This window comes from Sphingopyxis witflariensis (assembly GCF_002205635.1).
Lineage (GTDB): Bacteria > Pseudomonadota > Alphaproteobacteria > Sphingomonadales > Sphingomonadaceae > Sphingopyxis > Sphingopyxis witflariensis.
In genome coordinates this window covers 191,350-204,093 of record NZ_NISJ01000004.1, presented here as the reverse complement: position 1 = coordinate 204,093, position 12,744 = coordinate 191,350, and the positions used below count along the sequence as shown (strand labels likewise).

The following is a 12,744-nucleotide window of genomic DNA, read 5'->3' as shown; positions in this document are numbered from 1 at the left end:
AGTGCCGCGCGCTATGGGACGCAAGAAAATCGCTTTGATCGGAGCCGGGAACATCGGCGGGACGCTGGCGCTCCTTGCCGCGCAGAAGGAACTCGGCGACGTCGTTCTGTTCGACGTGGTCGAAGGCGTGCCGCAGGGCAAGGCGCTCGATCTGTCGCAGGTTGCTCCGGTCCAGGGTTTTGACGCCAAGATCACCGGCACGAACGATTATGCCGACATCGCCGGCGCCGACGTCATCATCGTCACCGCCGGTGTCGCCCGCAAGCCGGGCATGAGCCGCGACGATCTGCTCGGCATCAACCTGAAGGTCATGAAGGCCGTCGGCGAAGGCATCAAGGCCAACGCTCCCGACGCATTCGTCATCTGCATCACCAACCCGCTCGACGCGATGGTCTGGGCACTGCGCGAATTCTCAGGGCTCCCGCACAATAAGGTTGTCGGCATGGCCGGCGTCCTCGATTCGGCGCGCTTCAGCCACTTCATCGCCGACGAGTTCGACGTGTCGGTCAAGGATGTGAACACCTTCGTCCTCGGCGGCCATGGCGACACGATGGTGCCCGTGACGCGTTACTCGACGGTCAACGGCATCCCCGTTCCCGATCTTGTCAAAATGGGCCTCTCGAGCCAGGAAAAGATCGACGCGATCGTCAAGCGCACCCGCGGCGGCGGCGGCGAAATCGTCGCGCTGCTCGGTACCGGTTCGGCTTTCTATGCCCCCGCAGCTTCGGGCATTGCGATGGCCGAAGCCTATCTCGGCGACCAGAAGCGCATCCTGCCCTGCGCCGCCTATGTTGACGGCCAGTACGGCCTCGACGGCCTCTATGTCGGCGTGCCCGTCCTGATCGGCGCCGGCGGCGTCGAGAAGATCGTCGAGATCGCACTGGACGACGAAGACAAGGCCGGCCTGCAAGTCTCGGTCGACGCGGTCAAGGAACTGCTCGACGCGTGCAAGGCGCTGGACCCCAGCCTCGCTTAATGACACCGACCCGTCCGGCGCCATGCCGGACGGGTTGCAATCCCATATTAGCGTGTCAGGTTCGAGCCAAAGAGCATCCTGACCCTCCCCTAGGAGATTTGAATATGTCCATCCTGATCGACAAGAATACCAAGGTCATCACCCAGGGGATGACGGGTGCAACTGGCACCTTCCACACCGAGCAGGCGTTGGCCTATGGCACCAAGATGGTCGGCGGCGTGACCCCGGGCAAGGGCGGCACGACGCATATCGGCCTGCCGAACTTCAACACGGTCGAGGAAGCCAAGGCCGTGACCGGCGCGACCGCGAGCTGCATCTATGTTCCGCCGCCGTTCGCCGCCGATTCGATCCTCGAGGCGATCGACGCCGAGATGGAACTGATCGTCTGCATCACCGAAGGCATTCCGGTGCTCGACATGGTCAAGGTGAAGCGCGCGCTTTCGGGTTCGAAGTCGCGCCTCATTGGCCCAAATTGCCCCGGCGTTCTGACCCCGGAAGAGTGCAAGATCGGCATCATGCCCGGCAGCATCTTCAAAAAGGGCAGCGTCGGCGTTGTCTCGCGCTCGGGCACGCTCACCTATGAAGCGGTGTTCCAGACCTCGAATGTCGGCCTGGGTCAGACGACCGCGGTCGGCATCGGCGGTGATCCGGTCAACGGCACCAACTTCATCGACATGCTCGAACTCTTCCTCGCCGATGACGCGACCAAGTCGATCATCATGATCGGCGAAATCGGCGGCGACGCCGAAGAGCAGGCGGCACAGTTCCTGATCGACGAAGCCAAGCGCGGCCGCAAAAAGCCGATGGTCGGCTTCATCGCCGGCCTGACCGCTCCTCCGGGACGCCGCATGGGCCACGCCGGCGCGATCGTGTCGGGCGGCAAGGGCGACGCCGGAAGCAAGATTGCGGCGATGGAAGCCGCGGGCATCACCGTGTCGGCGAGCCCGTCTGAACTCGGCACCACGCTTGCCGAAGTGTTGAAGGAACGCGTCTGAGGGACTGCCCGCCGGCAACGCATTTTGCCGGCGGGCGTTCCTTCCCCAATCATCCTCCCCGGAAGCCATTTCTCTTGAGAGAATGGAAGAGATTATGAACCTCGAACGACAGAGCTTTGACATCGACGAACCGCAGGCCGGACCCAGCTGGGCGCCGAAAAACTGGCCGCAGATCGACAGCGACGACCTGACCGCAGCGCTCGACCCGCAGCAGATGCAGGTTGCGGTGAAGGCCGCCGCTGCAAAGGCTGGTGCGCCGCTGTCGAATGCCGAAGTCGAACGCGCCGCCGATGATTCGATCCGCGCGATGATGCTGATCCGTACCTATCGCGTGCGCGGGCATCTTGCCGCCAATCTCGATCCGCTCGGCCTCAGTACGCGCGAGCTGCCTGCCGACCTGACGCCTGAATTCCACGGCTTTGTCGGCGCGGATCAGGACCGTCCGGTGTTCATCGGGGGCACACTGGGGCTGGAAAAGGCGACTATTCGCGAAATCGTCGCGATCCTGCGCGCCAATTATTGCGGCAATGTCGGCCTCGAATATATGCACATCGCCGATATCGAAGAGCGTCAGTTCCTGCAGGAACGGATGGAAGGCGCCGACAAGATCATCGAATTTTCGGTCGAGGGCAAACGCGCCATCCTGAGCAAGGTGATCCAGGCCGAGGAGTGGGAAAAATTCCTCGCGCGCAAATATGTCGGTACCAAGCGTTTCGGCCTCGACGGCGGCGAAAGCATGATCCCCGCGATGGAAGCCATCATCAAATATGGCGCCCAATACGGCGTGCGCGAGATCGTCTATGGCATGGCGCATCGCGGACGGCTCAATATGCTCGCGAACGTCATGGCGAAGCCGTATCAGGTGATCTTCCACGAATTTGCCGGCGGATCGGCGAACCCCGATGACATCGGCGGATCGGGTGACGTCAAATATCACCTCGGCACCTCGACCGACCGCGAATTCGGCGGTGCGTCGGTGCATATGTCGCTCGTCCCCAATCCGTCGCACCTTGAAGCAGCCGACCCGGTCGTGCTCGGCAAGGTGCGCGCGCAGCAGGTGGTGCGCGACGATCTGGCCAAGCATGAGCAGGTGCTGCCCGTGCTGATCCACGGCGACGCGGCGTTCGCGGGGCAGGGGATCGTCTGGGAATGTCTCGGCTTCTCGGGCATCCGCGGTTACAACACCGGCGGCTGCCTCCACTTCATCGTCAACAACCAGATCGGTTTCACGACCAGCCCGCAATATGCGCGCTCGTCGCCCTATCCGTCGGACGTCGCAAAGGGCGTGATGGCGCCGATCCTCCACGTCAACGGCGACGATCCCGAAGCGGTGACCTTCGCTTGCAAGCTCGCGATCGATTTCCGTCAGCAGTTCAAGCGCGACGTCGTCATCGACATGTGGTGCTATCGCCGCTTCGGCCACAATGAAGGCGACGAGCCTTCGTTCACCCAGCCTTTGATGTACGGCATCATCCGCCAGCATCCGCCGGTGTCGCAGCTGTGCGCGGCCAAGCTTGAGGGCGAAGGCGTGATCGACGCGAGCTGGGCCGATGCCCGCCGTGCCGAATTCGTCGCCCAGCTCGAAGGCGATTTCGAGGCCGCGAAAAGCTATAAGCCGAACAAGGCCGACTGGTTCGCCGGGCGCTGGTCGGGGCTCCACGCTCCTGCCGACCCCGAAAATGCGCGCCGCAATATCTCGACGGGCGTTTCGGACAAATTGTTCGATTCGATCGGTCGCACGATGACGACGATCCCGGGCGATCTGGAGGTGCACAAGACGCTGCGCCGCGTGATCGATGCGCGCGGCGCGATGTTTGCGAACAAAAGCGACGGCGAAGTCTTCGACTGGGCGACCGCCGAAAGCCTCGCCTTCGGCACCTTGCTCAGCGAAGGCTATCAGGTCCGCCTGTCGGGCCAGGATTCAGGGCGCGGCACCTTCAGCCAGCGTCATGCCGTCTGGGTCGACCAGAAGGATGAGCGCAAATATGTGCCGCTGACCACCGTGCCGCACGGCCGGTTCGAAGTGCTCGACAGCCCGCTGTCCGAATATGGCGTGCTCGGTTTCGAATATGGCTATGCCATGGCCGATCCGAAGAGCCTCGTGCTCTGGGAAGCGCAATTCGGCGATTTCGCCAATGGCGCGCAGATCATGATCGACCAGTTCATCGCGTCGGGCGAAGCCAAGTGGCTGCGCGCCAATGGCCTCGTGATGCTGTTGCCGCACGGTTATGAAGGTCAGGGCCCCGAGCATAGCTCGGCACGCCTCGAACGCTTCCTGCAACTGTGCGCGGGCGACAATATCCAGGTGTGCAATATTTCGACCCCCTCGAACTATTTCCACGTCCTGCGCCGCCAGATGCTGCGCTCGTTCCGCAAGCCGCTGATCATCATGACGCCCAAGTCGCTGCTCCGCCACAAACTGGCGGTGTCGCAGCGCTCGGACTTCATCGGCGATGCGCATTTCCGCCGCATCATGTCCGATCGCACGCCGCCGGCCGACGCCGATATCAAGCGCGTCGTCCTCTGTTCGGGCAAGGTCGGTTATGACCTGATGGAAGCGCGCGACGCGGCCGAACTGACCGACACGACGGTGATCCGCATCGAACAGCTTTATCCCTTCCCGGGGGAACCGCTCGCCGTGCGTCTCAAACGCATGCCGAAGCTGGAAGACGTGGTGTGGGCGCAGGAAGAACCGCGCAACAATGGTAGCTGGTTCTTCGTCAACGAGCTGATCGAGGACGCGCTGACCGAAGCGGGCAAGAAGGGCATGCGGCCGCGTTATGCGGGCCGTGCCGCCGCGGCATCGCCCGCGACGGGCCTGATGAGCCGGCACCAGACCGAACAGTCGGCGCTGGTCGCCGACGCGCTTGGTCTGAACGTCCGCGCCGAAATCCGCCGGGCCAAGAGCAAGTAGGTTTATTTACACCGATGGCCCTCCGCGCAGGCGGGGGTCCATTACCCAGAGTCAGATGATGGACCCCCGCCTTCGCGGGGGAACAACGAAGAGAAGAAACGATGAGCACCGAAGTCAAAGTCCCTACGCTGGGCGAAAGCGTGACCGAAGCGACGATCGGCGAATGGCTGAAGCAGCCGGGCGATGCGGTTGCCGTCGATGAACCGATTGCAAGCCTCGAGACCGACAAGGTCGCGGTTGAAGTTCCTTCACCTGTTGCGGGTGTGATGGGCCAGCAGGTCGCGGCTGTCGGCGACACGGTCAATGTCGGTGCGGTGATCGCGGTGATCGAGGCTGGGGCCGGCAAGGCTGCCGCGCCCGCCGCGAAGGCCGAAGCCGCTGCGCCTGCTCCTGCGGCCACGGCCGAAGAACATGGCGACGGCGTCACGACGCTGTCGCCTGCGGTGCGCCGCCTGGTACTCGAGCACGGTGTGGACCCGACCAAGATCAAGGGCAGCGGCAAGGACGGCCGACTGACCAAGGAAGATGTGCTCGCCGCTGCGAGCGCTGCGCCCGACGCGGTTGCACCCGCTCCGGCTCCCGCCGCCGCTGCTCCGGTTGCGGCCGGTACGCCGGGCCGCCGCGAAGAGCGCGTCAAGATGACGCGCATGCGTCAGACGATCGCCAAGCGGTTGAAGTCGGCGCAGGATACTGCGGCGATGCTCACGACCTTCAATGACGTCGACATGTCGGCGGTGATGGCGACGCGCGAAAAATATCGCGACAGCTTTGAAAAGAAGCATGGCGTGCGTCTCGGCTTCATGAGCTTCTTCACCAAGGCGGTTGCGCTTGCGGCGCATGATATTCCGGCGGTCAATGCGCGCATCGATGGCGACGAGATCGTCTATCATGACTATCTGGACGTGTCGGTCGCGGTCAGCGCGCCGAACGGCCTGGTCGTTCCGATCGTCCGCAACGCCGATGCCATGAGCTTTGCCGAAATCGAAAAGGCCATCGCCGACCTGGGCAAGCGCGCCAAGGAAGGCACGCTGACGATGGACGACATGACCGGCGGCACCTTCACCATTTCGAACGGTGGTGTCTTCGGCGGCCTGATGTCGACTCCGATCATCAACCCGCCGCAGTCGGCGGTGCTCGGCCTCCATCGCATCGAGGATCGTCCCGTCGTCCGCAATGGCGAGATCGTCGCGCGCCCGATGATGTACATCGCGCTCAGCTATGACCATCGCCTGATCGACGGCCGCGAGGCGGTGACCTTCCTCAAGACGATCAAGGAAGCGATCGAGGATCCGACGCGCCTCCTCATCGACCTCTAAGAATTTCTCCCCAGTCCCCCGTGGGGTAAAGGAACGAAAAATGGCTGATTACGACTACGACGTTCTTGTCATCGGTGCCGGCCCCGGCGGTTATGTCGCTGCGATCCGCGCAGCGCAGCTGGGCCTCAAGACCGCCTGCGCCGAAGGGCGCGAGACGCTGGGCGGCACCTGCCTCAACGTCGGCTGTATCCCGTCGAAGGCGATGCTCCACGCGTCAGAATATTATGAAGCGGCAGCCGGCGGCGCGATGGCGGCGATGGGCATCAAGGTGAAGCCCGAGCTTGACCTGCCCACCATGCAGGGCCAGCGCAAGGATGCGGTCAAGGGCCTGACCGGCGGGATCGAATTTCTGTTCAAGAAGAACAAGATCGACTGGCTGAAGGGCTATGCGCAGTTCACCTCCGCCGACACGGTCGAGGTTGCTGGCAAGGCCGTGCGTGCGAAGAATATCATCATCGCAACCGGCTCGTCGGTGACCCCGCTTCCCGGCGTCGAGGTCGACAATGACAAGCAGATCATCGTCGATTCGACCGGCGCGCTCGAACTGGCCAAGGTTCCCGAGCATATGGTCGTCATCGGCGGCGGCGTGATTGGCCTCGAACTCGGCAGCGTGTGGCGCCGTCTGGGCGCCAAGGTCACCTGCGTCGAATTCCTCGACCAGATCCTGCCCGGCATGGACGGCGACGTTCGCAAGGAAGCGAACAAGATCTTCAAGAAGCAGGGCGTCGAATTCAAGCTGAAGACCAAGGTCACCAAGGCCGAGGTCAAGGGCAAGAAAGCCGTTCTCACGCTGGAACCCGCAGCCGGCGGTGACGCCGAAACGCTCGAGGCCGATGTCGTGCTGGTGTCGATCGGGCGTCGTCCCAACACCGACGGCCTCGCGCTCGACAAGGCGGGTCTCACGGTCAACGCGCGCGGCCAGATCGAAACCGATCATGATTTCCGCACCACGGTTCCCGGCATCTGGGCGATCGGCGACGTCGTTCCCGGTCCGATGCTCGCGCACAAGGCCGAAGATGAAGGCATCGCCTGCGCCGAGAATATCGCGGGCCAGACCGGTATCGTGAATCACGACGTCATCCCGTCGGTCGTCTACACGATGCCCGAAATCGCCGGTGTTGGCCTGACCGAAGAGCAGGCGAAAGAACGCGGCGAGGTCAAGGTCGGAAAATTCCCGATGATGGCGAACAGCCGCGCCAAGACCAATCACGAGCCCGACGGTTTCGTGAAGGTCATCGCCGATGCCAAGACCGACCGCGTGCTCGGCGTCTGGGTCATCGCCAGCGTTGCGGGCACGATGATCGCGCAGGCCGCACAGGCGATGGAATTTGGCGCGACGTCGGAAGACATCGCCTACACTTGCCACGCGCATCCGACGCACAGCGAAGCGATCAAGGAAGCGGCGATGGCGGTCACGGGCAAGCCGATCCACATCTGACGGGTTTACGGGGGAAAAGAATATGGCGACGAAGCACTGGCTCTTGGCGGCGGCTTCGTTCGCCACCCTTTTCTCGGGCGGGGCGGCGCAGGCCGCCCCCGACCTGTCGGCCGCGAGCGCACGGCTGACCGCGCTGCTCGACAAAAATTATCCGGCGCTTGAGGCGCTTTACAAGGACCTGCACCTGCATCCCGAACTCGGGATGCAGGAGGTTCGCACCGCGGGCATATTGGCGCAGCATCTGCGCAAGGCGGGCTTTGCCGTGACCGAAAAGGTCGGCGGGACCGGTGTCGTCGGCGTGCTGAAAAATGGCGAGGGGCCGACGATCCTCGTGCGTGCCGACATGGACGCGCTGCCGATGGAGGAAAAGACGGGGCTTCCCTGGGCCAGCAAGGCGCGTGCGACCTATGAGGGCAAGGATGTGCCCGCGATGCACGCCTGCGGCCACGACACCCATGTCGCCTATCTGGTCGGCGTCGCGCAGGCGCTGTCGGCGATGCGCGACAGCTGGTCGGGGACGATCGTGCTGATCGGTCAGCCCGCCGAAGAGACGTTGCAGGGCGCGCGCGCGATGTTGGCCGATGGCTTGCTGACGCGCTTTCCGCGCCCCGATTTCGGTTTTGCCGCGCATGTGTCCAACCTGCCGTCAGGCCAGGTGGCGATCAAGGCGGGGCCGTCGTCGGCGGCATCGGACAGCTATTCGATTATCTTCCACGGCCGCGGCGGTCATGGCTCGATGCCCTCGGCGACGATCGATCCGATCCCGATTGCGGCGCGTTTCGTGACGGATGTTCAGACGGTGATCAGCCGCGAAAAGGAAGCCGGTACCTTTGGCGTGCTGACGATCGGTGCGATCCATGCCGGCAGCGCGCCGAACATCATCCCCGACAGCGCCGAGGTGAAGGTCAATCTGCGCTCGCATGCCCCCGAGGTGCGCGAGCTGCTCAAGGCCGGCACCGCGCGTTCGGCCAAGGCGGCGGCGCTAATGGGCAATGCGCCCGAACCGACGATTACCTATCTGACCGGAACCGGCGCGCTGTTCAACGATGAGTCGATGGCCGCCGCCGGCGCCGCTGCATTGAAGCCGGTCTTTGGCGATAATCTGGTCTTCACTCCCGCGAGCGTGGCGCCCATGTCGGGCAGCGAGGATTTTTCGGAGTTTGTCGAAGCGGGTGTCCCGTCGATCTTCTTTGGGATCGGCGGCTATGATCCGGGGCTGCTCGCCGAACTGAAGGCGAAGGGGCAGCCAGCGCCGACCAATCACTCGCCCTTTTTCGCGCCGCAGGCCGAACCGGCGATCCGCAATGCGGTGACGGCAATCACCCTGTCGATCATCGGCGGCGTGCGTCCCGCCGCGAAATAGCTGCGGACGATGCCCGATATCGACAATGCGCTGCTGATCCGCCTGCTCGATCTGGCGGGGATCAGCGTGTTCGCCTTGTCGGGCGCGTTGATGGCGGTGCGGCTTCGGCAGACGTTGGTCACCGCCGCCTTCTTCGCGTTGGTCACCGGGGTCGGCGGCGGCAGCGTGCGCGATCTGTTGATCGGCGCCCCGGTATTCTGGGTGCAGGATGGCGCGATCGCGGCGGCATGCCTTGCCATTGCGCTGATCGTCTGGGTGACGCCCGAACGCTGGTGGCAAGGGCAATTGCTCGAATGGGCCGATGCGGCGGGGCTCGCGGCTTACGCTGTTTTCGGCACCGCCAAGGCTTTGGCATGGGGGGTGCCGCCCGCGCCCGCGCTGTTGATGGGGGTGATCACCGGCTGCGTCGGCGGCACGATCCGCGATATCCTTGCAGGGGTTCCCTCGATCATCGTGCGCCCCGAAATCTATGTCACCGCTGCGGCGCTCGCGTCGGCGCTGTTCCTGTTGCTGCTCTGGCTCGGCGCGGGGACGGCGGTCGCGGCGGTCGTTGGGGCGACCGCGGGCTTCCTCCTGCGCGGCGCGGCGATCCGCTGGTCGCTGGCACTGCCATCCTATCGCGACGGCAAAGGTGGATAGGCTTGCCTGCTTGACGTTGGCGTCAGCTGCGGCATGGTGGTGGTACTCCGGAAAAGGATTGCCGCGACATGACAACCGAGCAAGCGACCGCCAACGGCATCACAATCACCTATGAAGACAAGGGGCCGCGCGATGCGCCCGTCATCCTGCTCGTCATGGGACTGGGCGGGCAGTTGACCCTGTGGCCCGACGAGTTTGTCGATGCGCTGAACGAACGCGGCTTTCGTAGCATTCGCTATGACAATCGCGATGTCGGCCTGTCGACGCGCTTCGATGCGGCGGGGGTGCCGAACATCAAATGGATGGTGGTGAAGTCGGTCCTCGGCCTGCCTGTGCGTTCGGCCTATACGCTCGCCGATATGGCTGCCGACGGGATTGCGCTCCTCGATCATCTGGAGGTGCAAAGCGCGCATATCGTCGGCGTGTCGATGGGCGGGATGATCTCACAGCATATTGCGGCCCGCTACCCCGAACGGGTGCTGTCGCTGACATCGGTGATGTCGACGACGGGCAACCGCCGCCTGCCGCGCTCCGACAAGGAGGCCATGCGGGTGCTGACGAGCCGCCCGATGAGCGGCGATCCCGAGGACATGATCGCCTTTTCGGTTCGCGCCGCGCGCGTGATCGGCAGCCCCGGCTATCCCGCCGACGAGGACCGGCTGCAGCGCCGCGTGCGTTCGGATTTCGAACGTGGCTGGTATCCGCAGGGGGTGGCGCGGCAGATGGCCGCGATCGTCGCCGATGGCGACCGGCGTGCGATGCTGAAGAATATCAAGGCGCCGACGCTGGTGATCCACGGCGAGGATGACCCGCTGGTGCCGCTTGCGGGCGGCCGCGATACCGCGGACAATATCGCCGGTGCGCGGCTGATGACGATCCCTGGCATGGGGCACGACCTTCCGCTGGGGCTGGTCGACACGATGGCCGGCGCGATTGCGGGGCATGCGAAGGAAATTGCCGTCGCAGCCTGACTTCTCCCCTCCCATTTATGGGAAAGGTCGGGGGAGGGCATGTCGCAACAAGGGGCGGCCGGAACAGACCCTCCCCCTAACCTCTCCCGCAAGCGGGAGGGGGACCTAGCGTAGCAGCAGCGCCAGTGTCGCGAGGAAGCCCTTCGCATCGGCCGTTCCCGGCCGCGGCACGGAGGGCAGATAGGCGCGGCAGTCGAGGCACGCCGCCTGCACCGAGCCTGCCTGCGTCAGCAGCATCAGGTCTTGCGCAAGCCGCCGCTCGGCAAGCTGACGGTTCATGGCAGCGATACCGAACCAGCCGCGCGGTGCCACGGCAGTTTCTTGCTCGGCGCCCGTCAGCGTGGCGAGCATTTTGGAAAACTCGCTCGGCTCATCCTCGAAATATTTGGCGTGGAAGTCACCCTTGATTCCGGCGCGCTTGGCGGCGTCGGCCATTGCCTCGGGCAGGCCGCCGAACTGGTCGATGAGGCCGATCTGGCGCGCGGTCCCGCCCGCCCAGACGCGCCCTTCGGCGATTTCCTGGATTTTCGCCAGCGGCTGCTTACGGCTCTTGGCGACGAGGTTGGTGAAGCGGCCGTAAACATCTTCGACGCTCGCTTGCGCCAGCGCGTTGAACTCGTCATTCACCCCGCCCAAAATGTCGGGCTGGCCAGACAGCGGAGTGGTGCTGATCCCGTCGGACGTCACGCCGACCTTGGCGAGCGCCTGGTCGAAGCTCGGCAGGATACCGAATACGCCGATCGAGCCGGTGATCGTCTCGGGCTCCGCGAAGATTCGGTCGGCGGGTGTCGATACCCAATATCCGCCCGACGCTGCAACATTCGCCATCGACACGACGATAGGCAGCTTCTTTGCCTTGGCGGCGAGCAGGGCCTGGCGGATTTGTTCGGATGCGAGCACCGATCCGCCCGGCGAATCGACGCGCAGCACGATCGCCTTAACGCTGCTGTCGGATGCGGCGTCGAGGATATGTTGCGCGATGCTTTCACCGCCCGCGATTCCGGTCGGCGCTTCGCCATCGACGATTTCACCCACAACCGGAACGACAGCGATCCTGCTGCCATTTTCATGCGGGGGGTTGGCGGCAACCCAGTTTTCGAGCGGGATCGCGTTGAAGTTCCATGGCTGGCTGTCGTCATAAGCGCCGCTGATCTCCGACACGCGGCTGTTGAACGCCATGCGACTGCCCAGCTTGTCGACCAGCCCGGCATCGAGCGACGCTTTCGACAGATCATTGCCCGCTGCGCGCACTGCGCTTGCCGTGTCGGCGATGTAGGCGTCGATCCTGGCCTGCGGACGGGCCGTTTTGACGTCGGTCAGCCAGTTGTCCCACAATACGCCAGCATAGGCGAGATTGGCTTCCTTCGCCTCGGGGGACTGGTCGCTGCGCAGGAAGGGTTCGACCGCGCTTTTGAAAGTGCCGACACGATAGATGTTCGCTGTGACCCCCAGCCGGTCGATTAATCCCTTGTAATAGAGCCGCGATCCGCCGGGGCCGGCGATGGCGACGCCACCGATGCTGTCGGCCCAGACTTCGCTGGCATGCGCCGCAATCTGATAGCTGTCGGTTGTATAGGCGGTGGCAAAGGCGAGTACCGGCTTCTTTTTGGCGCGCACTTTGTCCATCGCCTGACCGATTTCGGCGAGCGACACCTGTCCGCCCCCGAGGAAGCGGTCGAGATCGACGACGACCGAGGTCACCCGGTCATCCTCCGCCGCAGTTTCGAGCGCGTGAATGACATCGCGCACGCGAATTTCCTTGAGCTGCTTGCTGCCCGACAGCGCCGAAACCGTATCAATCTCGGCCGGCTGTTCGGTAACGGTGCCCTCAAGGTCGATCAGCAGGGCGCCCTGGGCGACTGGAAGCCCTGCATTGGGGCGTCCGGTGAGCAGGGCGAACAGCGCGACGAAGAACAGCAGCAGAAAGATCAGAGCCAACCCGTCCTTGATCGCGACGAGCAGGTTCCACACCTTGCGCGGAAAGCTGGTGCCCCTTTTGGGCTTTTCGTCGCCGGGCAGCGCGCGGCGTACGGGAATCGCCCAAGGGCCGGCGGGATCGTTCGGGTTGTTGGCGGTGGTTTCGGTCATGGCCGTAAACCTAGGGACGCGCCCCGCTGTTGGCAATGCAGGCT

General features: G+C 64.1%; 9 protein-coding genes. 8 read left to right on the top strand and 1 reads right to left on the bottom strand.

The window, feature by feature from the left end; genetic code table 11:
• Positions 1 to 13: 13 nt before the first annotated feature.
• From mdh to CDQ91_RS09650, 8 genes are all read left to right on the top strand, one after another.
• Complete coding sequence (mdh, locus tag CDQ91_RS09685; RefSeq protein WP_088472507.1) at positions 14 to 976, top strand: malate dehydrogenase; 963 nt, start codon at positions 14 to 16, stop codon at positions 974 to 976.
• Positions 977 to 1,080: 104 nt separating this feature from the next.
• Positions 1,081 to 1,971, top strand: a complete 891-nt coding sequence (sucD, locus tag CDQ91_RS09680; RefSeq protein WP_088472506.1) for a succinate--CoA ligase subunit alpha — start codon at positions 1,081 to 1,083, stop codon at positions 1,969 to 1,971.
• A 94-nt stretch (positions 1,972 to 2,065) separates the two neighbouring features.
• Positions 2,066 to 4,885: a 2-oxoglutarate dehydrogenase E1 component gene (locus CDQ91_RS09675; protein ID WP_088472670.1), complete on the top strand. Its 2,820-nt coding sequence runs from the start codon at positions 2,066 to 2,068 to the stop codon at positions 4,883 to 4,885.
• Positions 4,886 to 4,986: 101 nt separating this feature from the next.
• Positions 4,987 to 6,201 (top strand): 2-oxoglutarate dehydrogenase complex dihydrolipoyllysine-residue succinyltransferase, encoded by a 1,215-nt coding sequence (odhB, locus tag CDQ91_RS09670; protein WP_088472505.1) that lies wholly within the window; start codon positions 4,987 to 4,989, stop codon positions 6,199 to 6,201.
• 40 nt (positions 6,202 to 6,241) lie between these two features.
• Entirely contained in the window at positions 6,242 to 7,639 is a 1,398-nt protein-coding gene (gene lpdA, locus CDQ91_RS09665; protein WP_088472504.1) for a dihydrolipoyl dehydrogenase, read from the top strand.
• Positions 7,640 to 7,661: 22 nt separating this feature from the next.
• Positions 7,662 to 9,002, top strand: coding sequence for an amidohydrolase (locus CDQ91_RS09660; protein WP_088472503.1), 1,341 nt, complete (start codon positions 7,662 to 7,664; stop codon positions 9,000 to 9,002).
• Positions 9,003 to 9,011: 9 nt separating this feature from the next.
• Positions 9,012 to 9,641, top strand: a complete 630-nt coding sequence (locus tag CDQ91_RS09655) for a trimeric intracellular cation channel family protein (RefSeq protein WP_088472502.1) — start codon at positions 9,012 to 9,014, stop codon at positions 9,639 to 9,641.
• Positions 9,642 to 9,709: 68 nt separating this feature from the next.
• Positions 9,710 to 10,612 (top strand): alpha/beta fold hydrolase, encoded by a 903-nt coding sequence (locus CDQ91_RS09650; protein ID WP_088472501.1) that lies wholly within the window; start codon positions 9,710 to 9,712, stop codon positions 10,610 to 10,612.
• Between the two features lie 105 nt (positions 10,613 to 10,717).
• On the opposite strand, the gene sppA is transcribed toward CDQ91_RS09650, so the two are convergent.
• The gene (gene sppA / locus CDQ91_RS09645) at positions 10,718 to 12,700 is read right to left on the bottom strand and encodes a signal peptide peptidase SppA (RefSeq protein ID WP_088472500.1); all 1,983 of its coding nucleotides are present in this window, start codon (positions 12,698 to 12,700) and stop codon (positions 10,718 to 10,720) included.
• Positions 12,701 to 12,744 lie beyond the last annotated feature (44 nt).